Annotated in this window: 44 protein-coding genes; 18 read left to right on the top strand and 26 right to left on the bottom strand. The window is 64.4% G+C overall.

Features of this window, described 5'->3' with window-relative positions; genetic code table 11:
• Nucleotides 1-99: 99 nt before the first annotated feature.
• The 22 genes from nusG to ACFPMG_RS00700 form a co-directional block, all read right to left on the bottom strand.
• Nucleotides 100-690, bottom strand: coding sequence for a transcription termination/antitermination protein NusG (nusG, locus tag ACFPMG_RS00805; protein WP_376993359.1), 591 nt, complete (start codon nucleotides 688-690; stop codon nucleotides 100-102).
• A gap of 279 nt (nucleotides 691-969) precedes the next feature.
• On the bottom strand, nucleotides 970-1,503 hold the full coding sequence (dcd, locus tag ACFPMG_RS00800; RefSeq protein ID WP_376993358.1) for a dCTP deaminase: 534 nt from the start codon (nucleotides 1,501-1,503) through the stop codon (nucleotides 970-972).
• Nucleotides 1,490-1,708, bottom strand: coding sequence for a hypothetical protein (locus tag ACFPMG_RS00795; RefSeq protein WP_376993357.1), 219 nt, complete (start codon nucleotides 1,706-1,708; stop codon nucleotides 1,490-1,492). Before ACFPMG_RS00795 ends, dcd begins: the two co-directional genes overlap by 14 nt.
• Nucleotides 1,701-1,991: a hypothetical protein gene (locus tag ACFPMG_RS00790; RefSeq protein WP_376993356.1), complete on the bottom strand. Its 291-nt coding sequence runs from the start codon at nucleotides 1,989-1,991 to the stop codon at nucleotides 1,701-1,703. Before ACFPMG_RS00790 ends, ACFPMG_RS00795 begins: the two co-directional genes overlap by 8 nt.
• On the bottom strand, nucleotides 1,988-2,209 hold the full coding sequence (locus ACFPMG_RS00785) for a helix-turn-helix domain-containing protein (RefSeq protein ID WP_376993355.1): 222 nt from the start codon (nucleotides 2,207-2,209) through the stop codon (nucleotides 1,988-1,990). Before ACFPMG_RS00785 ends, ACFPMG_RS00790 begins: the two co-directional genes overlap by 4 nt.
• Nucleotides 2,206-2,397 (bottom strand): hypothetical protein, encoded by a 192-nt coding sequence (locus ACFPMG_RS00780; RefSeq protein WP_376993354.1) that lies wholly within the window; start codon nucleotides 2,395-2,397, stop codon nucleotides 2,206-2,208. Before ACFPMG_RS00780 ends, ACFPMG_RS00785 begins: the two co-directional genes overlap by 4 nt.
• A gap of 4 nt (nucleotides 2,398-2,401) precedes the next feature.
• A complete protein-coding gene (locus ACFPMG_RS00775) occupies nucleotides 2,402-2,779 on the bottom strand; it encodes a hypothetical protein (RefSeq protein ID WP_376993353.1) in 378 nt (125 codons plus the stop codon).
• A gap of 40 nt (nucleotides 2,780-2,819) precedes the next feature.
• Nucleotides 2,820-3,278, bottom strand: a complete 459-nt coding sequence (locus tag ACFPMG_RS00770) for a hypothetical protein (RefSeq protein ID WP_376993352.1) — start codon at nucleotides 3,276-3,278, stop codon at nucleotides 2,820-2,822.
• Nucleotides 3,279-3,303: 25 nt separating this feature from the next.
• Nucleotides 3,304-4,200 (bottom strand): hypothetical protein, encoded by an 897-nt coding sequence (locus ACFPMG_RS00765; protein WP_376993351.1) that lies wholly within the window; start codon nucleotides 4,198-4,200, stop codon nucleotides 3,304-3,306.
• Complete coding sequence (locus tag ACFPMG_RS00760; protein WP_376993350.1) at nucleotides 4,200-4,757, bottom strand: endonuclease domain-containing protein; 558 nt, start codon at nucleotides 4,755-4,757, stop codon at nucleotides 4,200-4,202. Before ACFPMG_RS00760 ends, ACFPMG_RS00765 begins: the two co-directional genes overlap by 1 nt.
• 205 nt (nucleotides 4,758-4,962) lie before the next feature.
• Nucleotides 4,963-5,697 carry a DNA-methyltransferase gene (locus ACFPMG_RS00755; RefSeq protein WP_376993349.1) on the bottom strand — a complete coding sequence of 245 codons (735 nt, stop codon included), beginning with the start codon at nucleotides 5,695-5,697 and terminating at the stop codon, nucleotides 4,963-4,965.
• A complete protein-coding gene (locus ACFPMG_RS00750; RefSeq protein WP_376993348.1) occupies nucleotides 5,690-5,827 on the bottom strand; it encodes a hypothetical protein in 138 nt (45 codons plus the stop codon). Before ACFPMG_RS00750 ends, ACFPMG_RS00755 begins: the two co-directional genes overlap by 8 nt.
• Nucleotides 5,824-6,024 carry a hypothetical protein gene (locus tag ACFPMG_RS00745; RefSeq protein WP_376993347.1) on the bottom strand — a complete coding sequence of 67 codons (201 nt, stop codon included), beginning with the start codon at nucleotides 6,022-6,024 and terminating at the stop codon, nucleotides 5,824-5,826. Before ACFPMG_RS00745 ends, ACFPMG_RS00750 begins: the two co-directional genes overlap by 4 nt.
• Nucleotides 6,024-6,581 carry a hypothetical protein gene (locus ACFPMG_RS00740; RefSeq protein ID WP_376993346.1) on the bottom strand — a complete coding sequence of 186 codons (558 nt, stop codon included), beginning with the start codon at nucleotides 6,579-6,581 and terminating at the stop codon, nucleotides 6,024-6,026. Before ACFPMG_RS00740 ends, ACFPMG_RS00745 begins: the two co-directional genes overlap by 1 nt.
• Nucleotides 6,582-6,587: 6 nt before the next feature.
• A complete protein-coding gene (locus tag ACFPMG_RS00735) occupies nucleotides 6,588-7,016 on the bottom strand; it encodes a hypothetical protein (RefSeq protein WP_376993345.1) in 429 nt (142 codons plus the stop codon).
• On the bottom strand, nucleotides 7,009-7,353 hold the full coding sequence (locus ACFPMG_RS00730; protein ID WP_376993344.1) for a helix-turn-helix transcriptional regulator: 345 nt from the start codon (nucleotides 7,351-7,353) through the stop codon (nucleotides 7,009-7,011). Before ACFPMG_RS00730 ends, ACFPMG_RS00735 begins: the two co-directional genes overlap by 8 nt.
• Before the next feature lie 9 nt (nucleotides 7,354-7,362).
• A complete protein-coding gene (locus tag ACFPMG_RS00725; protein WP_376993343.1) occupies nucleotides 7,363-7,926 on the bottom strand; it encodes an NUMOD4 domain-containing protein in 564 nt (187 codons plus the stop codon).
• Nucleotides 7,923-8,171, bottom strand: a complete 249-nt coding sequence (locus ACFPMG_RS00720) for a DUF2312 domain-containing protein (RefSeq protein WP_376993342.1) — start codon at nucleotides 8,169-8,171, stop codon at nucleotides 7,923-7,925. Before ACFPMG_RS00720 ends, ACFPMG_RS00725 begins: the two co-directional genes overlap by 4 nt.
• A 214-nt stretch (nucleotides 8,172-8,385) precedes the next feature.
• Nucleotides 8,386-8,853, bottom strand: coding sequence for a hypothetical protein (locus tag ACFPMG_RS00715; protein WP_376993341.1), 468 nt, complete (start codon nucleotides 8,851-8,853; stop codon nucleotides 8,386-8,388).
• A complete protein-coding gene (locus tag ACFPMG_RS00710) occupies nucleotides 8,850-9,341 on the bottom strand; it encodes a RuvC family protein (RefSeq protein WP_376993340.1) in 492 nt (163 codons plus the stop codon). The genes ACFPMG_RS00715 and ACFPMG_RS00710 overlap by 4 nt, the downstream gene beginning before the upstream one ends.
• Nucleotides 9,341-9,601, bottom strand: a complete 261-nt coding sequence (locus tag ACFPMG_RS00705; protein ID WP_376993339.1) for a hypothetical protein — start codon at nucleotides 9,599-9,601, stop codon at nucleotides 9,341-9,343. The genes ACFPMG_RS00710 and ACFPMG_RS00705 overlap by 1 nt, the downstream gene beginning before the upstream one ends.
• Nucleotides 9,598-10,020, bottom strand: a complete 423-nt coding sequence (locus tag ACFPMG_RS00700; protein WP_376993338.1) for a hypothetical protein — start codon at nucleotides 10,018-10,020, stop codon at nucleotides 9,598-9,600. Before ACFPMG_RS00700 ends, ACFPMG_RS00705 begins: the two co-directional genes overlap by 4 nt.
• A gap of 83 nt (nucleotides 10,021-10,103) precedes the next feature.
• Between ACFPMG_RS00700 and ACFPMG_RS00695 the strand changes: the two genes are divergently transcribed.
• Both ACFPMG_RS00695 and ACFPMG_RS00690 read left to right on the top strand, forming a co-directional pair.
• Nucleotides 10,104-10,280 carry a hypothetical protein gene (locus ACFPMG_RS00695; RefSeq protein ID WP_376993337.1) on the top strand — a complete coding sequence of 59 codons (177 nt, stop codon included), beginning with the start codon at nucleotides 10,104-10,106 and terminating at the stop codon, nucleotides 10,278-10,280.
• On the top strand, nucleotides 10,281-10,595 hold the full coding sequence (locus ACFPMG_RS00690; protein ID WP_376993336.1) for a hypothetical protein: 315 nt from the start codon (nucleotides 10,281-10,283) through the stop codon (nucleotides 10,593-10,595). It abuts the gene before it with no gap.
• A gap of 106 nt (nucleotides 10,596-10,701) precedes the next feature.
• On the opposite strand, the gene ACFPMG_RS00685 is transcribed toward ACFPMG_RS00690, so the two are convergent.
• From ACFPMG_RS00685 to ACFPMG_RS00675, 3 genes are read right to left on the bottom strand one after another with little or no spacing between them, the layout of a single operon-like run.
• Nucleotides 10,702-11,139: a LuxR C-terminal-related transcriptional regulator gene (locus ACFPMG_RS00685; RefSeq protein WP_376993335.1), complete on the bottom strand. Its 438-nt coding sequence runs from the start codon at nucleotides 11,137-11,139 to the stop codon at nucleotides 10,702-10,704.
• Between the two features lie 24 nt (nucleotides 11,140-11,163).
• Nucleotides 11,164-11,367, bottom strand: coding sequence for a hypothetical protein (locus tag ACFPMG_RS00680; protein ID WP_376993334.1), 204 nt, complete (start codon nucleotides 11,365-11,367; stop codon nucleotides 11,164-11,166).
• Nucleotides 11,368-11,370: 3 nt separating this feature from the next.
• A complete protein-coding gene (locus ACFPMG_RS00675; RefSeq protein WP_376993333.1) occupies nucleotides 11,371-12,195 on the bottom strand; it encodes a KilA-N domain-containing protein in 825 nt (274 codons plus the stop codon).
• Nucleotides 12,196-12,380: 185 nt separating this feature from the next.
• Here ACFPMG_RS00675 and ACFPMG_RS00670 point away from each other — a divergent pair, with 185 nt between their 5' ends.
• Entirely contained in the window at nucleotides 12,381-12,920 is a 540-nt protein-coding gene (locus ACFPMG_RS00670; protein WP_376993332.1) for a hypothetical protein, read from the top strand.
• A gap of 867 nt (nucleotides 12,921-13,787) precedes the next feature.
• Here the strand turns inward: ACFPMG_RS00670 and ACFPMG_RS00665 are convergent.
• Nucleotides 13,788-14,447: a hypothetical protein gene (locus ACFPMG_RS00665; protein WP_376993331.1), complete on the bottom strand. Its 660-nt coding sequence runs from the start codon at nucleotides 14,445-14,447 to the stop codon at nucleotides 13,788-13,790.
• Nucleotides 14,448-14,746: 299 nt separating this feature from the next.
• On the opposite strand from ACFPMG_RS00665, the gene ACFPMG_RS00660 reads away from it, so the two are divergent.
• From ACFPMG_RS00660 to ACFPMG_RS00590, 15 genes are all read left to right on the top strand, one after another.
• Nucleotides 14,747-15,001, top strand: a complete 255-nt coding sequence (locus tag ACFPMG_RS00660) for a hypothetical protein (protein ID WP_376993330.1) — start codon at nucleotides 14,747-14,749, stop codon at nucleotides 14,999-15,001.
• 92 nt (nucleotides 15,002-15,093) lie between these two features.
• Nucleotides 15,094-15,291 carry a hypothetical protein gene (locus ACFPMG_RS00655; RefSeq protein WP_376993329.1) on the top strand — a complete coding sequence of 66 codons (198 nt, stop codon included), beginning with the start codon at nucleotides 15,094-15,096 and terminating at the stop codon, nucleotides 15,289-15,291.
• A complete protein-coding gene (locus tag ACFPMG_RS00650) occupies nucleotides 15,292-15,513 on the top strand; it encodes a hypothetical protein (RefSeq protein ID WP_376993328.1) in 222 nt (73 codons plus the stop codon). It abuts the gene before it with no gap.
• Between the two features lie 98 nt (nucleotides 15,514-15,611).
• The gene (locus tag ACFPMG_RS00645; RefSeq protein ID WP_376993327.1) at nucleotides 15,612-16,061 is read left to right on the top strand and encodes a hypothetical protein; all 450 of its coding nucleotides are present in this window, start codon (nucleotides 15,612-15,614) and stop codon (nucleotides 16,059-16,061) included.
• A 96-nt stretch (nucleotides 16,062-16,157) separates the two neighbouring features.
• Complete coding sequence (locus tag ACFPMG_RS00640; RefSeq protein WP_376993326.1) at nucleotides 16,158-17,384, top strand: hypothetical protein; 1,227 nt, start codon at nucleotides 16,158-16,160, stop codon at nucleotides 17,382-17,384.
• A 12-nt stretch (nucleotides 17,385-17,396) separates the two neighbouring features.
• Nucleotides 17,397-17,561, top strand: coding sequence for a hypothetical protein (locus ACFPMG_RS00635; protein ID WP_376993325.1), 165 nt, complete (start codon nucleotides 17,397-17,399; stop codon nucleotides 17,559-17,561).
• A 90-nt stretch (nucleotides 17,562-17,651) separates the two neighbouring features.
• Entirely contained in the window at nucleotides 17,652-17,888 is a 237-nt protein-coding gene (locus ACFPMG_RS00630; protein WP_376993324.1) for a hypothetical protein, read from the top strand.
• Nucleotides 17,889-17,893: 5 nt separating this feature from the next.
• Nucleotides 17,894-18,100: a hypothetical protein gene (locus ACFPMG_RS00625; RefSeq protein WP_376993323.1), complete on the top strand. Its 207-nt coding sequence runs from the start codon at nucleotides 17,894-17,896 to the stop codon at nucleotides 18,098-18,100.
• A complete protein-coding gene (locus ACFPMG_RS00620; protein WP_376993322.1) occupies nucleotides 18,097-18,612 on the top strand; it encodes a siphovirus Gp157 family protein in 516 nt (171 codons plus the stop codon). Before ACFPMG_RS00625 ends, ACFPMG_RS00620 begins: the two co-directional genes overlap by 4 nt.
• A gap of 2 nt (nucleotides 18,613-18,614) precedes the next feature.
• Entirely contained in the window at nucleotides 18,615-19,280 is a 666-nt protein-coding gene (locus ACFPMG_RS00615) for a hypothetical protein (protein ID WP_376993321.1), read from the top strand.
• Between the two features lie 5 nt (nucleotides 19,281-19,285).
• Nucleotides 19,286-19,699, top strand: a complete 414-nt coding sequence (locus tag ACFPMG_RS00610; RefSeq protein ID WP_376993320.1) for a hypothetical protein — start codon at nucleotides 19,286-19,288, stop codon at nucleotides 19,697-19,699.
• Entirely contained in the window at nucleotides 19,696-20,208 is a 513-nt protein-coding gene (locus tag ACFPMG_RS00605) for a hypothetical protein (RefSeq protein ID WP_376993319.1), read from the top strand. Before ACFPMG_RS00610 ends, ACFPMG_RS00605 begins: the two co-directional genes overlap by 4 nt.
• A 53-nt stretch (nucleotides 20,209-20,261) precedes the next feature.
• On the top strand, nucleotides 20,262-20,507 hold the full coding sequence (locus ACFPMG_RS00600) for a DUF7446 family protein (RefSeq protein WP_376993318.1): 246 nt from the start codon (nucleotides 20,262-20,264) through the stop codon (nucleotides 20,505-20,507).
• Between the two features lie 10 nt (nucleotides 20,508-20,517).
• Nucleotides 20,518-21,654, top strand: a complete 1,137-nt coding sequence (locus ACFPMG_RS00595; protein WP_376993317.1) for a hypothetical protein — start codon at nucleotides 20,518-20,520, stop codon at nucleotides 21,652-21,654.
• A gap of 4 nt (nucleotides 21,655-21,658) precedes the next feature.
• Nucleotides 21,659-21,918 (top strand): hypothetical protein (locus ACFPMG_RS00590; RefSeq protein ID WP_376993316.1); only part of this gene is annotated, 260 nt, incomplete at its 3' end.

Genomic DNA, 21,918 nt, shown 5'->3' with positions numbered 1-21,918 from the left:
GTCGGAATGGCTACCGCAGTGCCGGGTGGCTTCACTGCCACGGCACCGCTGTTGAGGACAAGCTAAGGCACTCCACCGGGGGTGTCAAGCGATATGTTGTTATGCCGCAGCCTGCAAAGCCTCAATATCTTGCGGCTCCATCGAAACGGGAGTTTGGCGACCGAACAGGTCAATCACGACTTGCACGACGCTACCGGACGCCCCGGCGAAGATGCCGACAAAGTCCGCGAACGGGCCGGAGGAGATGCGCACCGGCTGGCCCTTCTGGAGCGCGACTGAAAGCTCTTTCCGCTTGCTCGGCGTGTAGTCGATCACGCCGTCCTCGAAGGCGTCGCAGCGCGATTTCACCCGGCGCAGCGGGATATGAGACACCCGGCACGGGACGCCACCAAGGCCACGGACAACGAAGGCCACGCCCCTTGTGTTCGTGATGGGGTGGAACGGTTGTTCCGGCGTCAGGCCAACGAAAAGATACCGGTCGAACAGCGGGCGCAAAACAGCCTCGACCTTCCCAGCGTGGCGCCGCTCCCTGCGACACATTGGCGCGAACACCCGGTAGCCCTGCCGCCCAAGCTCCTTCGCCGCGAGTTCGTACTTCTCCGTCCCAACGTGGGACACCACGGCGAACCACTCAGCATCGCTAAATATGTCCATCTGCGCCCCCAGATATCCCACATCTGGTGCCACCATACACCCGCTCGCGCGCGCGCGAAAGGATAAGCTTTGCCACTTCCGCGTCAAGCTGGGAATGGTCGCGGGCCGATTAGGCTGGGTTCGGGAGCGCTGTAAAGCATCAGCCATCGGAAAGCATCCATCATCGGATCGAAAGTTTCGATTAGAAGGCCGTGTGATGCGTTCTGGCTACCTCGGCCATCGTGAAGCATCCTTTCGGGCGGATGCCATCCAGCGACCACGGAAGCGGCGGCAATCGCTATCCTGATGAGAATGCCAGCCGCCCCGTGCAATTCGTCACCTCCTCGGCAGTGTGACGCCCCTCTGCCCCTGGTACCGCCCGCCTCGGTCGGCGTAGGTCGTGCGGCACGGCTCCCCTCGGACGAAAAGCACTTGGGCGATGCCCTGACCGGCGGTGAGCAGCAGGGGGCGAGGGGACTGGTTGTGCAGTTCCAGCGTCACCTCGCCGTGCCAGCCGGGTTCCAAGACGGTGTTCTGGACGGACAGGCCGCAGCGTGCCCAGCTCGACTTGTCGCAGACCAAGCCCGTCACGTCCGGCGGCATGCGCAGGTACTCGACGGTGACGGCCAGCACGAAGGCGCCGGGGTGCAGGACGAACTTGTCGGCGCGCTCCCGCACCACGTCCCGCTCGCTGATGGTCTCCGGGGAAAGCGGCTTGTCAGACGGCAGAAAGGTCACGAACTCGTTGCCGATCCGCACGTCGTAGCCGTAGCTGGAAAGCCCGTAGCTCGTCCCGGCCTTCCGGACTTGCTCCGGTTCGAACGGCTCGATGATCTCGGCCAAGGCGATCTGGGTGTCACTCAGCAGCACGGGGCAGGCTCCCTTGATCGGTTTGGTCGGCTTCCATTTGGAAAAACTCGGCGATGGCAGCGTTGCCCTGCCGGCGGACCTCAGCGATAGCTAGATCCTTCGCGCGTCGAAGAACCTCGTCACCGGAATAGCCTTCGCGGGCGGCGAGATAGGCGCAGTGGTCGATCAGGTCGCCGACCATGTTCTGCAAGCGGCCGTCAGCCACGGGCCACCTCCGATCCACGGCTCATCACGGCGCAGATGGGCTCCACGGCCCTGACTAGCGACGCCCTGGCGTGCTCGCGCTCCACCCCGGCCCGGTACTCCCGGTACCAAGCGTGGGGCTTGGCGTAGAGGTCCAGCAACTCGGTCGAACGGCTCCGCAGCGCGTCGGGGATCACCCCGGCCTCGTGCAGGTCGGACAGCACTTCCCGGAGGTCGGCGTTTTGGCTGGCGAGGAGCATGTTCACGCGGGCGTGGTCGTGGATGCGCTTTTCGAGGTCGGTCATTGGGCAGTCTCCCGAAGCTGGCCGGTCTGGCGCAGCCACCACAGGGTCAGTTGGACGCGGTTGCGGGCTCCGGCGTGACTGAGAAGGCGCTTAACGCGGTCCTTCGTCGCCCCGAGTGACAGGCCCATGTCCCTGGCGATTTCCTTGTCTGCCAGTCCGGAGGCGACAAGGGAGGCGACGCGCTTCTGGGCATCGCAGATTTCTCGGGTGGTGGTCATTGCGGGGTTCCCTTCGGAACGCAGACAGCGTGGCGAGCGCGCATCCCGTCCGTTCCGAATTTCGGATCTTTCTCGATGATGGCAGCAGCCGAGAGGCAGGCTTCCTTGGTCGCAAACTCCGCCGTGAAGGGTCCGCCGCCAGCGTAGTAGCCGCTCCAGGCCAGATAGCCGATCAGTATCCAGGTCATGCTGTCAGCCCTCCATGCGGCGCGCGTCGCGCAGGTATCCGACGAACATGTCCAGTTCCCGCTGGCAGAAGCCGCCGACCGAACCGGGTTGCTCGGTGTCCTTGCCGTCCAGCATGTGCCGGATGATCTGATCCCAGGCGTCGTCAGCGGCGCCGGGCTTGGCCTTGTCCATCCGGGAGAAGAACGCGAAGTAGGCGAGCAGCCGGCCATGCCGCCAGATCGCGACAGCGAGGCCGATGCGCACCCAGAGCGGCATGACCATCAGGCCATCGGCGAAGCAGCGGGCGGCGACGGCGACCCTCTGCCGGGGAGGCATGCAGGAGGCAGCTTCGGCCAACATCTCCAGGTCGTCACGGCTCTTGGCGGAAAACGTTGCGGTCATTGCGCGGCTCCCCACGGCTGGGCGGTGCGGGTGGTGTGGGTCATGCGCCCTCCACTGACCGGCGGCTGTCCGCGGCGGCCATCACTTCGTTGAAATTTCCGGTGCCGATGGCGTCGGCCAGCTTCCCAAACAGCGCGCCCATGTGCTGGCGCTGCTCCAGCGTCTGCGGCTCCGGCGCGGCGATCTGCTTCTGGCCGGCGGCGGCGTTCACGATGGCCTGGAGCCTTTGGCGCTTGATCCGCACCTCGGAAAGCTGGCCATCGAAGAAATCCGCAAGCTCGGCGAAGGTCGGGAAGAACTTGAACCGCCGGGCGGCCTTGGCGAGCGACGCCTTGGTGTAAACGGCGGCCGGGTATTCCAGCATCCCGACATAGGCGTCGAGCTTCTGCGCCGCGTCCGATGCCGAGATGCTCACGGCGACCAGAGGGGCAAGGTCGAGAAGCCACTGCCGAACGCGCGACTGCGGGGAAAGCTCCATCGCCGCGTCGATGCGAGCCACTAGAGCGGCTGCCTCACCTCGCATTTCAGGCCCGACCGTAGCTGGCGGCTTCCAAGTCGAAGGACGGACCTCCCCATCCAAGCTGATCGTCGTCGGGGTTTCCAAGGCCGTTTCTAGGCTGCTGCTCACGGAGGCCGAGGAAGCCATTGCCGTTCCGCGACCCGATTGAAGATCCACCACGTCGCCCATTGCTGTTCTCCAGTGCTCGCCTAATCCAATTTCTCCATGTCGCTGGCCAGTCCGCCTTGCGCCCGTTGGCTCCGGCCTTGGCGTGCCAGTAGTCGCTGAACTTCGCTGCTTCCCTGGCGATCAGTTCCGGGGCGGCCCCTTCGTGGACAGCCCAAGTCCGCCAATCGGCTGGAAGCGTCCAATCCGTGGGGAGGCGGGTGGCCTTCGGCGCAGAAGACGGTGACCGCTTGGCCTTCGACTGCGGAGCATCCACGGGCTGGCCATCTGGCGCGCTCTCCAAAGAGGCTTCAGCCTCTTTGGTAAGTTCTTTCCCTGTATTCTCTTTTGTATCGGTCGCGTATCGGTCGCGTATCGGTCGCGTATCGGTTTGCGTATCATCGGACGCATTGCCGATACGCGCCGACACTTGATATTCGTCGTATTTGCAGATGGTTAGGATCAGTCGCCCGTTCGCGACGATACGCATCACCATCGTATCGGTTTCAAGACGGTCAATGAACCGCTGCACCGCACCGAGTGACCACCCCCAGGCTTCAGCCAGATAGCGGTAGGCACAGCAGAGTTGGCCACGCTTCAGGTCAACCCACTTGCCGCCGACGTTGGCGCGGGTGTCCTTCCAAACAGCTTCTTCGATGAGCCACGCCCACGCAGCCCGCTTGCAGTACGGGTCACGCTTCCCGCCAAGGGCCGGGTTGTCCATCCATCCGCGGTGCATGAGATAATATCCGCTCATCACACCCCCAGCCTTTTGAGGTGCGCGTCGAGAGAAGCGTCCAGCCATTCCGCGACAAAGGTCGCCACTTCATCGGCGCACTCTTCGCCCTTGCGGAAAATGTCCGATCCCGTAAAGCGAAAGACCATCCACCCGATCTTCTGAAAAGCCCGGTCGCGGCGCTTATCTCTGCTGGCCTGCTCCTTGGTCTTCTCGTGGAAGTCGTGACCGTCGCACTCTATGGCGATAAGAAGACGATCTCCGTCGTAGCCGTTAACAATGATGCCGATGTCCACTCGGTACCGACCGACCGGGTATTGTGGGGCCATCACCACCTGCCGATCAGGCATTCCGCCCATCGTGTGGTCATGGATCACCACCTCGCCCATTCGCTTCATGTCATGCCATGGCGGCGAGTAGGACAGCTCGACAAGCATCCGGCGCTCTATGTCGCTTTGGCAGAGGTTCGGAAGTGCGCTTGCCAGATCGACGTCAGCGGCCAGACCAAGAGACCTGACGAATGACGTCGCCCTCTGCACAAACAGCGCCTCAATTTCTCCGCCGCTCTTTGCCTTCATGTTGCGGCGCTCCGGTCATTGTTCATCAGGAACAGGGCCGCCCGGACGCTGCTGAGTGCGTCGTCCCACTGTGGAACCTCACGGGTCATCACAGGGGCGCCGACAGAGCGGATCACGGAGCGGGGCGAAAGGCCCTGGCACTTGGCCCATAGGCAGTGCTCTAGGGCGATGTCTTGGGCAGTATCGCGGTGGTAGGTCATGGCCCCTACTCCGCAGCTGTCTGGATGGCCGGGGCGTCGAACAGGCCAGGGCAAGCTGTCCTCGACGCTGGCGGGGACATAAAGAGGTCGGCTTGCTGGTAAGTAGCCTCAATGCGGCTACAGGCTATGTCAAAGTATCGGCGGTCGATTTCACATCCGATAAAGCGTCGTCCGCACCGCACGGCAGCAACTCCAGTTGTCCCGCTTCCCATGTACGGGTCGAGGATCACTGAAGCATTCATTGGTAGTTGCGAAATGCACCACTGCATAAGGGCGATTGGCTTCTGAGTCGGGTGATGTCGTTTATTTCCCTTCTCTCCGGCTTGGCACACTCCGTTCCAGAGATAGCGGAAAAGGCGTGCGGCGTTGCCTACACCCTTTGTCCACGCCATCTCGCAATCCGAGAAACTGTTGCTTGCCATTCCATCGCGCTTATCCCATACCAGCCACCCTCCACTTGGGGGCAGTCGATGCGCAAAGTGATTTGCGCCAAACAAGACAACAGCGGGATACTCGATGAACGGCGTCGGATCGAATGGCTCGGCATCTCCGGCTATGGAGACTGCGTGCCGACGCACCGACTTAGCGCCTGCCACCGCCGCGCCCTTTCCGCTGTGCCGAAACGCGATGCCATAAGGCGGGTCGCTCACAACCGCATCAACGCCCGTCAGCGTCGGCAGAACATCTCGGCAATCCCCGCAGAACAGCACGGCATCGCCGATCTCGACGCGCTCAACCATTCAGGGCCTCCATCACAGCGGCTTTCGGGCAGGTACCGGCGAGCTTTGCCCGACCGATGGCGTAGGAGGCGGCGTAGGTCGCGCGCAACTCGCGCTGGGTGCGCCACCAGGGGCAGAGGGGCGTCTTCATGCGGCCCTCCCGTTGATGGTCCCGACCGTCCACCACTCTGCGGGCATATGCTTGGACATGGCGCCCTCGGGCTGGCGGGATGTTGCCCACCATGCCCGGATACCGGCGGCCGTGTAGTCGCCATTCCCCATGGAGCGCATGCCCTCGCTGGACTCCATGCCCCACAGATGCGGGCGCGCGTTGGTGCGGTGGTCCATTACGCGGCCTCCTTCACCGGATGAGAGGCGGTGAACAGGCCGATGGCTTCCAGGCGCGTGCGGATGATTTCGGCTATCCAGCCGGCCTCATCGCTGCTTTGCTCATGGTCGGCGGCGTCCTGTGCATCGGCGAGAAGCACCGGGAAGGCCCGCATGAAGTGGGGGCTCATGACGCGGCGCTGCCAACCAACATCCGCCACGATGGGCGACAGCCAATACAAGCAGGCCAGCACCAGAGAGCGCGGATACATGCTCACGCCGTTCTTGGTCACCGCGTAGGCCACGATGTCATCCACCGCGTCGATCGGCAGCCGGCGCGTGGGCCACGGCAGCCCGCGGAAATGGTCATCGACGGCGGCGATCAAGTCACGCATCGCCGGGGTGTAGGCGACCGTCATGGTCGGCGGCGCGATGCCCTCAGCAAGGGCGGTCGTGACGACGCAGTTCAGGATTGCCGCCGGGATGGCATTCTCTACGCGGGATCGGTATGCGGCGTTGTTCCTAACGAGCGCGGGGACGCGGAAGCCGGTGGCGGCTGGCTTGCGGGACTTGCTCATAGCCGGTCACTCCGCCGCAGCCATGATGTCGCCCGGCGACCAGACGGGGCGCTCGTAGGCGCCGCAGCGCATCACCGTCATTCCCTGCTTCGCCACCTTGCGCCGGCCCGGCTTCCCGACCTTGACGCCAGCCTTCCGGAGGCGGGCCAGCACGTTGGTCGGGTGCATGTCGAGGATCTTCGCCACGGCAACGGAAGAGCCATGCTCGCGGTACAGATCGGCGGTCCGGCGCAGGTCGTCTTCGGAGACCGGGTTCGCCCTACCTCCGCGCCGCCGCCCATCGGTAACCACACAGCGCTCCGGCTCTGGCTCGGCCACGACGATCACGGGCTCAGCGTACTTCTTCGTCGGGATGAACGGCGCCCGGTAGGACGGGTCGATGCCCGCGTCACGAAGGGCGGCTTCCAGGATGGCGCGATACTTCGGCTCAAGCATGACGGGGTTCCTTTCGGGTGGCGGCGAGGTCGGCGTGCAGGGCCGATTGCATGGCGGTGAGGGCCTTGGCCTTCGTGGCTCCCCGCCCTCCGGCGGCACGGGCCACCAGATCAAACGGGACCGGCGGGAGCATCTGGACGCCCACGGCGTGAGCCCACAGCGCGGCCTCCGTCAGGGACGGTTCGCCTTCGTTGTTCTCCCAGCGGCGGACGGTGCGAGGGTCCTTGCCCATCCGGCGGGCGACGTCGCCTTGCGTCATCTTCTGGTCGATGCGGGCCGATTTCAGGCGCTCACGGAAGCGGCGGAGATCGGCAACTGGGTTGGATGATGCGGACATTTCGCGTCCTCACTGATTGGATTGGAATGCGACGTGCCGCCAGCACTCACCATTCACGATCCTGCTGACACGGCTCTGCGGAACGCCGAATAGTTTACCGATAGCTTCCTGCGACGCCTTCCCACGAAGCGCTCGAATGGACGCCACGTCCTGCTCACTCAGCTTCGACCACGGGATGCGCGATCCGCGCGGCTGGTTTCCCAGGGCGATCTTGTCGGCGCAGTTCTCTGTCGGACTGCCCCAATAGAGGTTTTCTAGCGAGTTGTTCGTTCGAACGTCGTCGCGATGGCACCCGTAAAAGCCGTCCGGTCTCGGCCCTACAAAAGCTTCCAGGACAAGGCAGTGAACGCGCTCGACGCGCGGCACATGCCCCCTCCAAAGCGTCACAGACGGGTATCCATGCGAGACCGTCGATCGCAGTATCCTTTCCCGGACAGGGCGATCGTACGCACAGCCTCGCCCGGCGGACACGCGAACCATGCGCGCAACGCTTCTGACGCGACCAAGGCTGCTTACTTGGTAGAAGCCGGCGTGGCCGACCACGTCTCTCCAAATCTCATCGGCGCCGATCACAGTTCATCTCCCAGAGCTTCGCAGTAAAGCTCAAGGATCGCTCGCTCTTCCTGCCGGTCAGCCTTGTCCATCTTCCGAAGCCGGATGATCTGACGAACGATCTTGTTGTCAAATCCGGCGCCCTTGCTCTCGGCGTAGACTTCCTTGATGTCCTCTTGGAGTCCGCGCTTCTCCTCCTCCAGGCGCTCGATGCGCTCAACGAATGACTTCAGTTGGTCCGCGGCGATACCGCCAATGTCACTCATGACGCCCTCCGATACAGATGCTCGCCAGTGGCGCCGCGCTTGGTGGATGCAGGCCCGATGTCTTCTACAGAGCCGGGGGCGATGACCTTCAGTGCGGCCATGGCGCACCGGGCTTTCCAGGCGGGAAGGCCAGCCTTCACCGCTACCGCCGGGATGGTCTCGCCACGCTCTCCAGGGCCGGGGAGAGCGGCGAGGATGGCTTGCGTTTCGGGGTTCATTGCTCACCCCCGAGCATGGGGCGCTTCTCGGCGATCAGGCGGCGGACCTCGGCCTTGATGCTGTCGCCGTCCAGCGGGTCGGCGTCCTTGCTCTGGCGGGCGCAGACCTCGCACTGGAAGGCCCCCGCGGTCGTCTCCACCTCCGCCTTGCGGAAGCGGGCGCCGGTCGCCTTGTCGGTGCGGGTGCCGCCGAGACGGATCTTCAGGACGGCGTGTTGGCGCGGCTCGTAGGTCTGGCCGATGCCGGCGAAAAGTCCGTCCTGCCGGTCGGCGACGATGCCGGCCTTGACCAGCTCGTCAACGGCCATCGGGTCCATGGGCTTTTCGCGTCCGCCCGTGGTGCGGTAGTAGGCTTTCCGCTCCCCGCGCTCGTACTGTACGACGGCGGGCTGGCCGGTCTTCACCATGGCAGCCACGGCGGTACGGGCTGGGGCGGAAAGCACGGCAGGAGACAATTGCATCATGCGGCGAGTTCCTTCGTCTGGTGCAGGCCCCACGACGCGATCAGCGTGGCGTCGGCTCTGCCATCGTCTTTGACGCGGGCGAACAGCCCGGCTTGATGGGGGAAGAGGTTCTTGGCGGCGGCCCGGCTGGCGTCCTTGCCGGAGTCCGGCTTGATGCGGTGCCAGCGTTTCCAGGCGACCGGCGCGACCAGTTCCGTGCGGATGCTGAGCGCGGCCAGGACACCGAGGATGCCGCCGTAGGTCTTGCCGAAGGCGAACATGCTCGACACGCCCTGACCGGGCATGGCGCTGACTTGCTCCACCACGGCGAAGGACGGGACGCCCTCCACCTCGCGGATGATGCGGGCCAGTTCCAGAAAGTCCGGCTCGTTCTTGGCCTTGCCGTTCCGCTTCAGCGAGAGGACCGGCATGTCGTAGACACGGACGGAAGCGCCGTCGATGAAGGCCAGGGCGCCGGACAGGCCAGGGTCAATGCCGAGAATGGTCATCAGGCGTCCGCCTTCTTCATCTTGCGAACGCCCGTAGAGCCGTTGAACCGGCGCTTGGACTTGGTTGATGCCTCCGCAAAGATCGTCTCAGCCCGGCGGATGTTGTGCTCGGCAACCTCGTAGCCGGCGAGCCGCTTGACCGGATATCCGGCGGCAATGGCCTGCTCAGCGAGGCGGGCCAGTTCCAGGGCGCGCGGCCGCTCGTCCATCGGCGGCTGGAGGCTCAGATCGTGGAGGGTATCTAAGTGATGCTGCATCACGCGACCTCCCGGCGGAGGCGGGCCTTCAGCGCCCCAATGACCGAGACAGCGCGATCCCGGCGGCCACGAGAGATTGCACCACCCGACGCAACGTCTGCTTCCAGGTCGGCGCGCTCGGCGGCGAGTTGGGCTTCGAGGGCGTTTTGCCGGGTGTCCAGTCGGCGTCCATGGATGTCCTTCACAGTGGCGATGGGGTGGATGACGCGGGAGACGAACTCCATCCCCTCGCGGGCGATCATCTGGGCGAAGCGCGGCATGGGCGGTCCGGAGCGCAGCCACGTGCCCGCCTGTCGGTCGCTCACGCCATAGTCGGCGGCGACCTTCTCACGGACCTTTTCGTACCCGTGCTTCTCCTGGAAGTACCGGCGCAGGGCAGCCGCCAATCGCTTCGCGCAATCGGCACCGCCTCGCGCCAGCATGGAAGCCTTGCTTCCGCGCTTGGCGGATGCGCTTCCGTGTATTCCGATGTTCATTGCAACCCCCGATGCGCAGAATGACGGTCATGGAAGACAAACCCATCTCCCCGACCAGCCGCATGCTTTGCGTGGCAATTCAAAACTTTATGATGTGCATTGCAGAGCGCGAGCCTCATAAGGCCGACTTCTGTGAACACATCTGTGTTCAACTGGAAAGAGAGTTCCCAGAGCCGCCGGAAGAGGCTGCAGAGGGAACCGAGTAGGTGAGCACCGACCGCGTTCCGAGTGGCCTGGAGCGTGCGGAGTGGTTCCGCAGTCAGGCCGGCTACCACAGCGTCGGCGGCTACTGGTGGATCCGCCTCATGGCGACAGCCATCCAGATCGAGCTGCGCGCCGAAACCGGAGACGAACCCGTCATGTCCCTCAAGAACCCCGTTGAACTCCTGACCGAAGCGCAAACCCTGCGCCTCGCCGCTGCCGACGAAGACGCCCCGCTGGTCAAGGCGGAGATGCTGGCCGGCGCCGCTGCGCTCGAAGCTCGTGCGTATCGTGGCGGGCATGGCGTCAGCCCCCGATGATCGCGCGGGCCAGAAGCCACACGCCAGCACCAGCGGCGGCCAAGCCACCGATGAGCGTCATGCAAGCGGCCCACAGAGCGAGGAAGACGAGGGCGTACCGCATGGCTCAGGCGCCCTTCACTTGGCCGTGAGCATGAGCGCGCCACCAGACGGCAGCCTCGGTGCGGTTTCGGACGCCGATGCGGGCGAAGACATACTTCAGATGCACCTTCACCGTCGCCTCGGAGATGACGAGCTTGCTGGCGATTTCCTTGTTGCAGTCGCCCTTGGCAACGAACTCCATCACGTCACGCTCCCGTTTCGGGATCAGCGTGACGAACTCCGGCTTTTCGAGAGGCGGAAACATCTGGACGAGCTGCGTCCTGCGGTTCAGGCCGACTTTGAGGAGAGCGGCGCGAAGCGTGTGCCCCACGGTTCCCGGCGTGATGCCGGTGCGCTTGGAAATCTCCTTGTTGGTCAGGCCGCGAGCGGCGAATTGAGCAATCTCATGCTCTCGCGGACTGAAGACGTCAGAAGCCGACCAATTGCTCTGCAAGGTGGACATGGGTGGTGCCTTTCGATTTGCGCTTCAGAGCGCGGCCATCAGGGCAGCGAAGATCGCGATCACGACAAAGCGGTAGGCGATCCCCCGAGAGGAGGACGCCACCCGTCCCCATGCGCGCGTGACACGGTTCCAGATGGGCCGGTACGCTTGGCGCGTGGTAAAGTGGCGATCCGTGTGCCCGAAGGGATCGTAAAGGCGGGAGGCCAGGAGGCAGGCGTGTTCCGACATGGCTCAGACCTTTCCGCCGCAGATGGCGAACAGCGGGCCGATGATCGTGTTGGCCGCGACCAGCTTGCGGATCTCCGCGTCGCCGCCGTCACGCTTCCAGTCGTGGACCGCGGTGAGTGGATAGAGCTTGGTCCCCCGAGCGTCCCGCCGGATCACATGCCCCTTGGCCTCGCAGTGCCGGGCCAAGCTGTTGCTGATGGCGCGAACGATGGGGCGGCGGCCCGAGACGGGCACCTTGGCGTCAACGGCCACCTGCAAGGCCGGGATCGCGTCCACAGCGGCGAACCGGCTGTCGGCGCACTTCACCAGCCCCTTCACGATGTCTGTCAGCTCGCCGATCTCCCGGTCGCGCTCCTCCAGGGCATGGGCCATGAGGGTGACAACCTTCTCGATGGCCGTGACCTTGTGGACCGTCGTGCGGGCGATGCCGTCGATGCGGCGGGTCAGTTCGTCGGAAGCCGGGACCGGCTTTCCTTCCATCCGCTCGCGGACGACGCCGTTTGCCCAAGCATGGAAGGACGGGGAAAGGTACTTGGCGTAGGCAAGTCCGATCTGCCAATGCGCTTCAGTACCAGGGTTCTTGCCGCCACGCTTGGTCTTGACCAAACCGAAATGGCTATCACCGCCCTCGGGCACCTCATTCTGGGTAATTCCCAGGTTGAGGGTTTCGGCCAGAAAACTTGTGAACCGGCGGGCGTCGGCAGAGCGAAGCCATTCCGCGGGCTGACGCGACGGGTCGGAACCGGCGGCCCTCCACATGTCGGTGAGGTTCAGGCGCTCGCCAGCCATGTGGACGACGGCACCGGACGGGTGAACGAGGTTGCTCATGGTGGGAGTCCTTATGCGCGAGCTTCGTGGGGAGCGGCCTTGCGGCGACGAGAACCGGAATTCTCTCCAAGAAGATTTGCGATGGGCATGTCCGCCGCAGCCGCCAAAGCTGCGCATGTCTCAATGGTCAGGCTTTTTGTCCGACCGCTCAGGAACATGCGCGGCGTGGACTCTGGGATTTTCGCATGAGCGCACCAATCAGAGAGGCTCGTGAAAACTTTCCTTCTCACGAGATCGTCGAGGGTATCGCGCAGCGATTGCCGATAGCGGTTCATGGGGTCGTTGGTCATGACCGCATGATCGCAGAATTCTGCGTTCTGTCAACGAGCAATATCGCAGAACGCTGCGCTCGCAGTTTTCTGCGGGTCGGTCAGAATGCCGGGATGGACGATATCGAAGCAGAGCGCCTCCGGGACCTCATGCGCAAGCTCGTTAAGGAGCTTGAGGCAGCAGGGGCCATTGAGAGCCCGACAGACTGGTGCAAAAAAGCCGGCCTTCCTGAGTCCACCTTGCGGATGTTCACCAAAGAAGACCCGAAGAACAGAACGCGCAGCATGACAATGGTGAATTACGTTGCCCTTGCGCGAGCGGTAAACCTTCCGGTAGCCGCGCTTATTGGAGAAGACGCCGCAAGAAACGTCAGGGAGAGAATGATCCTTGATGCGGCTAGACTAACCGACGAAGATGCTGATCGAGCAATCACCGATCAGGCATCCCGCGGGTAGCCTGGATACTGTCTAGATACCTAGTCACCTCAGCCTCGGCAACGGCAAACAACCTGTCTATGGCGTCATCAGATAGGGTTCGCAGCTTCTTAGCGAGCGGGTCATCTGCATAATCCGGCTCTGCCAAGCATTCATTGCATCGCTTCGACAGGTTTTCGCCCAGGGCCATACCTCGCCTCCCATATCTGCGCTCAAGGTTGGAACAAAATAGGAACACAGTCAAGCGCCGCACGATTTCATACGTATGCGTTCCTATAATCCGTCCACACACCCGAGCTTTTTCAGCATTGACCAGTCCAGTAATTCGCAAACGCATAATCGACTCTCGTATTGCGATGCGATTTGCGCCGATAAGCCATTCATCCGACTACATAATCGGCTTGTTGAAATGGCTAAGTTCGCGAATGAATAGGAGTTTCGGACGGTCTTGGACATGGCACACCGTTGGCATACGATAGTATGACGCCGCCCGTACTTACGGATGGCGGAGCGGAACGGTCGGTGTGCGCCGGCCTGGAAGCGGCGGCGGCCCGTTGCCTTGGAAACCACGGGCCGCCAGCTTCGTGACGTTTACGTTACAAACAGATTACCTCATACGCAAGCGTTCAGTTGATTTCGCAACTGCAATGACATATCGGGCTATGATATGATGGCTATGAGGTTGGGCAGATCAAAGACTTTAACCTCACCGCGACGGGTTGTCACGCGTAGCTACAGTTGCGCTGCCTTTGCTGAGTCTCAACAGTCACGACACGAATGTTTCAGGTGTCAAATCGTGACATCGCGAAATTTGTTTTGATTTTCGTGGATCGCCAGAAAGGCGATGGGCTTCCGCAGGCACTCTCAACCCCCTAGCTTAGGGGGCACTCAGTCAGCATCAGGGAAGATGACCGTCACCCGCGTCGGCTTAGCTTTCTTCAAAAGCGTGCTGAGCGGCTTGCTCTTGATGACTGAGCAACGCTTAAATGCGTCCAAAGCCCGATGGGCATAGGAGATGTTAAAAGCGCTACCGGCCAGGGAGTCAGAGTAGGTAACGGCCTCCACTTCCAGCCGCACGCCATCATAGCTTTCGAATATGTAAAAATTCGCACCAAAGGCACGATATCCCCTGGGGGGCTGAGTGTAGTTCCCGGCGCAGGCTGTCAAGTGCGCCACGATCTTGGTGCTGATATCCTTCGCGGTGCCGCCAGAAGGATCGCTCTGGGTCGGCTGGGCAACCGACAGGTAGTGCCAACGCCCGATGTAGGCAGTCACGCCGGCATCTAAAAATCGCGCCTTGGCGAGCGGCTGATACTGGCTCCCCAGTTCAATGAGAGACAACTGAAGCCCTGACTTCACAGTTGCGCATCCGGTGGACTCCAGCCACTTCCTGTCGTCCGCGCCGGCCGCCTTTTCCGCTTCCCTGTACGCCGATGGTGACGCACAGGCGATAGCGCCTTCCAGCGTGAGGGCATCGAACGTTGCCGCGCCTCCTGGGTGAGACCAGCAAACCAAACCGACAGCCAACGCCGCAGCGAGCCACTTCATCTAGTTACCTTCCGCATACCCAAGGATGTTTGCGCCCCAGCGAGCGCCACCCGTGCGAGTATGACAGCCGCGCAAAAGCTCCCAAAACGCAGAATTCTGCGAGAATTACGGTTGACGCCTACGCAGAATTCTGCGAGAGTTCTCCTCACACCACCCCTCTTCGGGATCACCGATCCCACCGGTTGGGTGGTGGCCTGCCCAGTAGGGCGTTTCCCCTCCCTAGACTTCCCGGCGGCGCGCCATCCCGCTGCCGCCGGGGCCTTCTTGGAGACGGGGATTTCAACGAGGGGAACCAAGCAATGAGCGTCAAGACCGAGGCCACGACCCTGCAATCCGTGAAAGCCAGGACGGTGTGCGGCGGCGCGGATTGGGTTTTCTGGAACGACCGCGCCGGCCGGGGGTTCGCCGCCCGCTACAGCGTCGAGGCGGTAAAGATGGCCATGCTGGCCTGCGGGACGGCCAAGCGCTTCTACACCGTCCACCGCGGTGTCGCAGCCGGGCACCGTTGGCGCGACGGCTGCCTCATTCTGCGCAACGCCCGCATCGGCTGCTGACCACTCCAATCGCCGCCTAACCGCACCTACCACCCCCTCCCCAGCGCGCTCTGTCGCAGCAAGGGAGGGGAGTAGACGCAAGAGGGGACACCATGAGCATCAACATCGACCGCGAGCGCGGTGACGAAATCTGGTCGATTGCCGACCGGCTGGAAAAGATCGCCGCAGACGTCGGCCCATACGAGCCGATGCGCGACACAGAGAATGTCGCTGCCCAGCTCCGTCACACGGCGCGCTGGTTTTTCGACCGCGCCGCCCTCTCCGCAGCCACCGGCACGGGGGAGGCGTAAATGGACGAGAAGAGCTACGTCCGCATGTACCGCCGCCTCAGTGGCGAATACGCGGACGACCACGCGAGCTACCTGTGCGGCATGATCCGCAGCACCCAGCGGAATTCGGTCCCCGCCCTTCCCTACGCCAACGCGGCAATCATCGACGCCGCCACCGACGAGCTGATGAAGCGCGGCATGTGCGCCGACGTCCTGAACTGGTTCCGGGAGAAAGCCCCATGAGCCGCCAGGAACGCGAACTTGCCGAAGCCCTCCGCAGGGCCGGTCTCGCCTGATCCCTCCCCACCCCTCCGCCGGACACCAGACAGGAGACAGCAGCGATGAGCGCCGACGCATTCATTGAAGACGGATCGCCATGCCCGGATGGGTGCGGTGGAGTGCTGCATTGGCCTGAGGTCGAGAATTGCTCCTGCCACATCAGCGCGCCGTGCGGCTACTGCACCGACAACCGGCTGGTCTGTGACGAATGCGGGTGGGAAGAACCTGCGGCCAAATATGTCCCGCTCAGCAAAGAGAGCCAGGACGCCTGCAGCAAATGGCTGAAGGAGTGGGAAGAGGCCAGGGCGCGAGGACACGCCTTTCCACACGGCGGAAGGATTTTCAACATCTCTGATGACGGCCGATCCGGGTCAACCATGGTGTTTACCGGGCAGTACGAAGGTCCGGTCACGGCTGCGGACATCTTCGAGTACTTGGGTGACGGAACCTTCGGTCATCGCGGACCGACCGTGAACAACGGTCGCTTCACTTACACGAAAATTACCGACTGACCATCAGCCAGCGGCCACCAGCGCCGCCGGCTACCGCAAGGGCCTCCATCCACTCGGGGGGCTCTGGCGATAGCCGAGACCAAGGGAGACACCCCTATGAGCACCGACATCGCTTTACTCGACACCACCGCTTTGGTTCCGACCGCCGTTTTCGCGCCGGGCGGCATCGACGCCCTGCTGGAAAAGGTCGAGGCCGAGACCCGCGCCGCCGCCGCCGACCTGGACATCAGCACGACGAAGGGCCGCAAGGAAGTCGCCTCGCTGGCCTACAAGGTCGCCCGGTCGAAGACCGCCCTGGACGACATGGGAAAGGAACTGGTGGCTGAGACCAAGGCAAAGGTCGCGCTGATCGACGCCGACCGCAAGAAGGTCCGCGACCGCCTTGACGCCTTGAAGGACGAGGTGCGCAAGCCCTTGGACGAGTTCGAGGCCGCCGAGAAGGCGCGCATCGAGCTGCACGAGGCCGGTATCGCCGCGTTCGGCGTCCCGGTGCCCGACACCACCGACGCCATCGCCTCCTTGCTGGCGGACATCGTGGCCATGCCGACCGATGGCTTCCAAGAGTTCACCGCCCGCGCCGAGAAGGCCAAGGCCGATACCGTCACCAAGCTGACCGCCGCCCTGGAGGCCAGCCGCGCGCGTGACGACGAGCGCGCCGAACTGGAACGCCTGCGCCAGGAAGCAGCCGAGCGTGCCGCCCGCGAAGAAGCCGAGCGGATCGAGCGCGAGAAGCAGGAAGCCGCCGCCCGCGCCGCCGAACAGGCCCGCCGCGAGGCTGAGGAGAAAGCCCGCAAGAAGCTCGAGGAGGCCGAACGCGCCGCCGCTGCCGAGCGTGAGCGGATTGAGCGGGAGGCCCAGGCCGAACGTGAGCGCGCTGCTGCGGAACAGGCCCGTGTCGAGCGTGAGAAGCGCGAAGCCGAGGAACGCGCCGCCCAGGCCGAGCGGGACCGGCTGGACGCCGAGCGCCGCGCCAAGGAAGCGGAGGAGCGGGCCGAGGCCGAGCGCAAGGCCGCCGCCGAACAGGCGGAGCGTGACCGCATCGAGGCCGCGCTCCGGGCAGAAGAGGAGCGCAAGGCCGCAGAAGAGCGCGCACAGCGGCAGGCCGAGGAGGCCGCTCGCAAGGAGCGCCAGCGGATCGAGGACGAGCGCAAGGCCGAGGAAGAGGCGCAGCGCCGCCGCGAAGCCGACCGGGCGCATCGGGCCAGCGTGAACAACGCTGCCGTCTCCGCCATGGTTGCCGCTGGTCTGTCCGAGGGCGCCGCCAAGACCGCCGTCACGGCCATCGCCAAAGGCGACGTGCCGCGCATCTCCATCGCCTACTGAGGAGGCCGCGTGATGCGCTCCGCCCTCGAAGACCCCGCCGTCGCCGGACCCTTGGAAGCAGCTGAGCGCGCCCGTTCGGAGCTTGCCACGGACGTCAAGATTGCCGGCGCCGTCGCCTTCTCCGCTTTCACCATCGCGATTTGGGCGGGTGCACTCGCCCTCCTCCTGCCGTCGTGAGGGACGCGACATGACCGCCCGGCAATTCCTGGCCGAGCTGGCCGCGCTCCTCCTGCTCCTCTCCTTCCTCTTCGCCCTGTGAGGTGATCCATGGACAAGGAAATCGACGCCGCCATTGATGCCGCCACGAAGGCCACGGGCCTGTGGTTCCAGGCGGCTTACTCGAACCGCCCCATCGGCCCCGCCGGTCTGTGGACGGTCCACGCCTATACCGAGACGTTCGGGAACGGGGAACTTGTCGGGTACGGCTCGAAGCAGCATTGCCTCGCCGCCCTGGACAGCTTCGTCGCCAACCGCTCCACCACCTTCAGCATCGCCGCGGAGTAAGGCCAATGCTCGTCACCCGCACGACCGACCCGGAGTGCCGCGAACAGCTCGCCGAACTCCACCGCCTGATCGTCCGCGCTCACGCCATCACCAAGGACCTCATGTCCTCCAAGGTGGACGGCCTGGAGTGGGTGGACAACAGCCTTCTCGACGCCGGGCGCGACGTCGCCGGCATCTTCAACGCCTCCGAGCCGCTGAGTTTCCGCCAATGAACGCCATCAACTCCCTGCGCCACGAGACGCGCACCGCCGCCATCCTGCGCGACGAGCTGGTCCGCCGCTATCCGTCGCTCGCCGAAGATGCCCAGGCCCTCGCCGACACGCTGGAAGGCGAAACCGATCTGGACAAGGCCATCGCCGCCGTCATCGGCCAGATCGGCGATTACGAGATGCTGGCGAAGGCCGCCCGTGAGCGGTCCAAGGAGATCGCGGAGCGGGCCAAGCGGCTTGAGGAAAGCGCCGACACGATGCGGGGCGCCATCCTCGCCGCGATGGAGGCCGCCGGCATGAAGAAGCTGACGCTTCCCGAGGCTACCGTTTCGGTCGGCAATCGCCAGCCCGGCGTGATCGTCACCGACGAAGAGGCCGCCATCGCCGCCGGCTACGCCAAGGTCAAGACCGAGGTGGACAAGGCTGCCATCAAGGATGCGCTCAAGGCCGGCAACACGCTGCCCTTCGCCATGATGGGCAACGGCTGCACCTCCCTCACCATTCGCCGGAGCTAACAATGGGCACCGACAACCTCGCTCTCTGGAACAAGCTGAAGCGCACGGACCCGAAGGCCACCAAGCCCTTCACCCGCTCCGGCTTCAAAGGGACGCAGATCGACCCGACGTGGCGCTATCAGATGCTCACCGAGGCGTTCGGCCCGTGCGGAACCGGCTGGGGATACGACATTGTGGACACTCAGGTTCACGACGGGCTGGTCTTCGTCGGCGCCCGCCTCTGGTACGTGGACGACACCGGGCAGCGGCGGGAAAGCGGTGTCCAGTACGGCGGCGATGTGCTGTTCAAGCACCGAAAGGAAGGCCCTCCGGCGCCCAACGACGAGGCGTTCAAGATGGCGGTCACGGACGCCGTTGGCAAAGCCTCCCTGCTGCTGGGGCTGGCGGCGGACATCTACATGGGCCAGTTCGACGACAGCAAGTACCGGGAGGAGTCCGAAGCCTTCTACGCCGCGAAGGCCGCCGAGCCGACCGAAGGAGAGAAGGGCGCCGCCGCCGCGCTGAAGCTTGGCTTCGACTGCTGCGAGACGGTCGAGCAGCTTGAGGGCTTCTGGCGCGAGCACAAGGCGAACATCGCCGATCTGCCGAAGCCGCTGAAGCAAGAGGTCATCAACTACGCGGGCGACCGGAAGCGCTTCCTTGTCACCCCGGCCCACCCGGCGGAGTGACGGCCATGCTCCAGCGCCGCCAACAGCCCCGCCAGACCAGCGGCATCGACTACAGCGCCTTGGCTATCCCAAAGGGTGGGAAGGTCGGGCGCGTCAAGCCGGGCCGATACGTGAACCCGAAGCACATCGCCAGCCTGCATGACTACTGCTGCTGTCTGGCCGGGCTTGGCGAGTGCGATGGACCTGTGGAGGTCCATCATCTGCTGAACCCGTGGGTCGGGATCCGTGGAGCCGGCCGGCGCTCCGATGACCGGAACGGAATTCCGTTCTGCTTCGGCCATCACAGGGGGCGGAATGGCGTCCACCGACGTGGCGACGAAGACGCCTTCTTCCGCGAGAAGACTGGCTTTCCAGAGTTCGGAAGGCGGCAGGCGGAGGAGCTTTGGAAGAACAGCGATTTTTGGGAGTGCGTGCCGTGACCAACCCGATCCCGTTCCAGTGGCAGGGAGACGCATTCACCCCGATGCCGGGCTTCGGACGGCGCTGTGACGAGGCGTTCACGGTCGGCGCCGTCTACCGTCTGGTGGAGCAGGAAGACCGCTCCGCCGCCTCGCACAAGCACTACTTCGCCTGTATCAACACGGCGTGGGAGAACCTGCCCGAGCGGCTATCCGCTGACTTCCCCACCCCTGACCATCTGCGCCGCTTCGCCCTGATCCGGGCCGGCTACGCCGACAGCCGCACGCTCGTCGCTTCGTCCAAGGCGGAGGCCGTCCGGCTGGCCGCCTTCGTCAAGCCGATGGACAGCTATGCCGTCGTGGTCGTGTCGGATGCCACCGTGACGGTGTGGACCGCCCGCAGCCAGTCGGCGAAGGCAATGGGCAAGGCGGAGTTCCAGGCGAGCAAGGACGCCGTGCTGGAGGTGATCGCCGCGCTGATCGACACCGACCTCGCCACGCTGTCCGCCCAAGCCGGGCAAGCCGCTTAGCCCAACCTCACCACCCCCGCGCCGCGCTGAGCGCAGAGCGCAAGGAGACACCCATGGACCTGAAGAAGATCCGCATCGACGCATCCCCGCTGACGAACCGCATCCGGATCGCCCGCGTCGGCAAAGACGGGACGGTGGCCTTGGACACCCGAGACGCCACCGGGGAATGCATCGGGGCGGTGATTGAGCACGTCCTGCACAAGGCCCCGAAGGGCGCGACGCTCAACGTCACCCGCGGCGACGGCATGGCCTACGAACTGACCGTCAAGCCCGTCGATGCCGCCACGCCCGCGGCCTGAGGAGACACCCATGGAAGACAAGACCACCGAAGCCCTCGCGCAGATCGACCATCCGGGCCGCGTGACGTGGCACTCCAGCGGGGAGGACGAGGGGCCTGACGTTGGCCTGTCCTTCGGGCTGGGCAACGGCTCCAGCCTCTACGTCGGCGAGATTTCGCGCGCCCACCACGCCGCGGAAGCCGAGACGGCCGGGCACCTGGGGGACGACACCGGATGGTGGATCATCCTGCATGATGCCGAGGTCGCCCGCGTCATCGGCAAGACCGCTGAGCCGGGTGCCGGGCGCGCGTTGATCGACGCACTGTCCGAAGCCTTCCCCCGCCGCTCCTCCGTGCAGGAGGCCGCCCCGGCAACTGCGGCGGACGGACTGGCAGACGCCGCGATCCGCCTGCTCAGCGACGCTCGATACTTCGCCCGGCGGTGGAGCGACCCCAAGGCGGTGGCTGACTACATCGACGAGCAGATGGCTTGCCGGGGCATCTCCGCCGCCCCCACGGCACAGGGGCAGGACGCCGACGACACCATCAAACGTCGCTGGATCATCATCCGGGAGCCGGGGAACGTGCCGGTCACGAAGATCCCGAAGCAGAGCCACGACGGGGCGAGGGAGTTCCTTCGCGAGTGCGCGGCCATCTACCCCGCCGCCGACATCACCTTGGCCGAACTCACCTGGAACAATGACCTGTGGGTGAGCGACGGACGGGAAGCCCTGACCATCGACGATGCCATGGCGGAATACACCGACGCCGACGACTGGACCGACCGTGTCCCAGAGCCGCAAACGGCTGGCTGTGAGTTCACCATGAGCTATGCCGACGAGCCGAACAGCATCGTCTGCCGCAACGGCCACATGATCGACATCGACATCTTCACCGAAGGCTTCGACGAGAGCGACTTCTTCCATCCCTGCCCGAAGTGCAACGCCGACGCCTACGCCGCGTGGAAGGCCGAGAACGGCGACGAGGACGAAGACAACGACGACTCCCTCCCCTCCGCCCCCTCCGCAGGGGAGGCGACCAAGCCCCTCACGCACTGCGCCGCCGGCAAGGACGGTGAGTGCAACCACCCGGATTGTCCGCAACTTCGCGACGGCGAGCCAGCCAAGAGCCGCCGCCACTGCCCGCTGGACACCGACGAGGAGGACTGACCCCATGACCACCGACACCGCCCCGCTGTTCAGCGTCGCCGATGCCGTCGCTGACGACGGGTACGCCTGCAACCACTTCGTTTGGCTGACCGGACGCGACTGCGGACCCGTGAGCGTCGCTAAGGTGTCCAAGGAGATGGGCCGCAAGATCGTCGCCCTGTCCGCGCGCGTCGCGGAGATGGAGGCGGAGCGGGAAGCGTTCAGCCGCGCGCTCGCCTCGATGTCCTACCATCCCGATACCTGCCCGATCACCGGCGAGAAGTT

The organism is Azospirillum himalayense (assembly GCF_042657465.1).
GTDB classification, from domain to species: domain Bacteria; phylum Pseudomonadota; class Alphaproteobacteria; order Azospirillales; family Azospirillaceae; genus Azospirillum; species Azospirillum himalayense.
The sequence above is the reverse complement of the archived record's forward strand: the minus strand, read 5'-3'. Positions and strand labels throughout refer to the sequence as shown.

What these genes read in the sequence shown, in the direction of transcription:
- nusG (WP_376993359.1), bottom strand. Translation starts at nt 690, where the DNA reads ATGGTGGCACCAGATGTGGGATATCTGGGGGCGCAGATGGACATATTT.
- ACFPMG_RS00625 (WP_376993323.1), top strand. Translation starts at nt 17,894, where the DNA reads ATGCTCGTCACCCGCACGACCGACCCGGAGTGCCGCGAACAGCTCGCC.
- ACFPMG_RS00785 (WP_376993355.1), bottom strand. Translation starts at nt 2,209, where the DNA reads ATGACCACCACCCGAGAAATCTGCGATGCCCAGAAGCGCGTCGCCTCC.
- ACFPMG_RS00645 (WP_376993327.1), top strand. Translation starts at nt 15,612, where the DNA reads ATGAGCGCCGACGCATTCATTGAAGACGGATCGCCATGCCCGGATGGG.
- ACFPMG_RS00715 (WP_376993341.1), bottom strand. Translation starts at nt 8,853, where the DNA reads ATGATGCAATTGTCTCCTGCCGTGCTTTCCGCCCCAGCCCGTACCGCC.
- ACFPMG_RS00640 (WP_376993326.1), top strand. Translation starts at nt 16,158, where the DNA reads ATGAGCACCGACATCGCTTTACTCGACACCACCGCTTTGGTTCCGACC.
- ACFPMG_RS00760 (WP_376993350.1), bottom strand. Translation starts at nt 4,757, where the DNA reads ATGAAGGCAAAGAGCGGCGGAGAAATTGAGGCGCTGTTTGTGCAGAGG.
- ACFPMG_RS00665 (WP_376993331.1), bottom strand. Translation starts at nt 14,447, where the DNA reads ATGAAGTGGCTCGCTGCGGCGTTGGCTGTCGGTTTGGTTTGCTGGTCT.
- ACFPMG_RS00710 (WP_376993340.1), bottom strand. Translation starts at nt 9,341, where the DNA reads ATGACCATTCTCGGCATTGACCCTGGCCTGTCCGGCGCCCTGGCCTTC.
- ACFPMG_RS00700 (WP_376993338.1), bottom strand. Translation starts at nt 10,020, where the DNA reads ATGCTGGCGCGAGGCGGTGCCGATTGCGCGAAGCGATTGGCGGCTGCC.
- ACFPMG_RS00635 (WP_376993325.1), top strand. Translation starts at nt 17,397, where the DNA reads ATGCGCTCCGCCCTCGAAGACCCCGCCGTCGCCGGACCCTTGGAAGCA.
- ACFPMG_RS00685 (WP_376993335.1), bottom strand. Translation starts at nt 11,139, where the DNA reads ATGTCCACCTTGCAGAGCAATTGGTCGGCTTCTGACGTCTTCAGTCCG.
- ACFPMG_RS00610 (WP_376993320.1), top strand. Translation starts at nt 19,286, where the DNA reads ATGCTCCAGCGCCGCCAACAGCCCCGCCAGACCAGCGGCATCGACTAC.
- ACFPMG_RS00695 (WP_376993337.1), top strand. Translation starts at nt 10,104, where the DNA reads ATGGAAGACAAACCCATCTCCCCGACCAGCCGCATGCTTTGCGTGGCA.
- ACFPMG_RS00730 (WP_376993344.1), bottom strand. Translation starts at nt 7,353, where the DNA reads ATGTCCGCATCATCCAACCCAGTTGCCGATCTCCGCCGCTTCCGTGAG.
- ACFPMG_RS00720 (WP_376993342.1), bottom strand. Translation starts at nt 8,171, where the DNA reads ATGAGTGACATTGGCGGTATCGCCGCGGACCAACTGAAGTCATTCGTT.
- ACFPMG_RS00775 (WP_376993353.1), bottom strand. Translation starts at nt 2,779, where the DNA reads ATGACCGCAACGTTTTCCGCCAAGAGCCGTGACGACCTGGAGATGTTG.
- ACFPMG_RS00755 (WP_376993349.1), bottom strand. Translation starts at nt 5,697, where the DNA reads ATGGTTGAGCGCGTCGAGATCGGCGATGCCGTGCTGTTCTGCGGGGAT.
- ACFPMG_RS00670 (WP_376993332.1), top strand. Translation starts at nt 12,381, where the DNA reads ATGAGCGCACCAATCAGAGAGGCTCGTGAAAACTTTCCTTCTCACGAG.
- ACFPMG_RS00740 (WP_376993346.1), bottom strand. Translation starts at nt 6,581, where the DNA reads ATGAGCAAGTCCCGCAAGCCAGCCGCCACCGGCTTCCGCGTCCCCGCG.
- ACFPMG_RS00750 (WP_376993348.1), bottom strand. Translation starts at nt 5,827, where the DNA reads ATGAAGACGCCCCTCTGCCCCTGGTGGCGCACCCAGCGCGAGTTGCGC.
- ACFPMG_RS00675 (WP_376993333.1), bottom strand. Translation starts at nt 12,195, where the DNA reads ATGAGCAACCTCGTTCACCCGTCCGGTGCCGTCGTCCACATGGCTGGC.
- ACFPMG_RS00620 (WP_376993322.1), top strand. Translation starts at nt 18,097, where the DNA reads ATGAACGCCATCAACTCCCTGCGCCACGAGACGCGCACCGCCGCCATC.
- ACFPMG_RS00655 (WP_376993329.1), top strand. Translation starts at nt 15,094, where the DNA reads ATGAGCATCAACATCGACCGCGAGCGCGGTGACGAAATCTGGTCGATT.
- ACFPMG_RS00780 (WP_376993354.1), bottom strand. Translation starts at nt 2,397, where the DNA reads ATGACCTGGATACTGATCGGCTATCTGGCCTGGAGCGGCTACTACGCT.
- ACFPMG_RS00735 (WP_376993345.1), bottom strand. Translation starts at nt 7,016, where the DNA reads ATGCTTGAGCCGAAGTATCGCGCCATCCTGGAAGCCGCCCTTCGTGAC.
- ACFPMG_RS00790 (WP_376993356.1), bottom strand. Translation starts at nt 1,991, where the DNA reads ATGACCGACCTCGAAAAGCGCATCCACGACCACGCCCGCGTGAACATG.
- ACFPMG_RS00615 (WP_376993321.1), top strand. Translation starts at nt 18,615, where the DNA reads ATGGGCACCGACAACCTCGCTCTCTGGAACAAGCTGAAGCGCACGGAC.
- ACFPMG_RS00765 (WP_376993351.1), bottom strand. Translation starts at nt 4,200, where the DNA reads ATGAGCGGATATTATCTCATGCACCGCGGATGGATGGACAACCCGGCC.
- ACFPMG_RS00600 (WP_376993318.1), top strand. Translation starts at nt 20,262, where the DNA reads ATGGACCTGAAGAAGATCCGCATCGACGCATCCCCGCTGACGAACCGC.
- ACFPMG_RS00745 (WP_376993347.1), bottom strand. Translation starts at nt 6,024, where the DNA reads ATGGACCACCGCACCAACGCGCGCCCGCATCTGTGGGGCATGGAGTCC.
- ACFPMG_RS00650 (WP_376993328.1), top strand. Translation starts at nt 15,292, where the DNA reads ATGGACGAGAAGAGCTACGTCCGCATGTACCGCCGCCTCAGTGGCGAA.
- ACFPMG_RS00660 (WP_376993330.1), top strand. Translation starts at nt 14,747, where the DNA reads ATGAGCGTCAAGACCGAGGCCACGACCCTGCAATCCGTGAAAGCCAGG.
- ACFPMG_RS00680 (WP_376993334.1), bottom strand. Translation starts at nt 11,367, where the DNA reads ATGTCGGAACACGCCTGCCTCCTGGCCTCCCGCCTTTACGATCCCTTC.
- ACFPMG_RS00595 (WP_376993317.1), top strand. Translation starts at nt 20,518, where the DNA reads ATGGAAGACAAGACCACCGAAGCCCTCGCGCAGATCGACCATCCGGGC.
- ACFPMG_RS00630 (WP_376993324.1), top strand. Translation starts at nt 17,652, where the DNA reads ATGGACAAGGAAATCGACGCCGCCATTGATGCCGCCACGAAGGCCACG.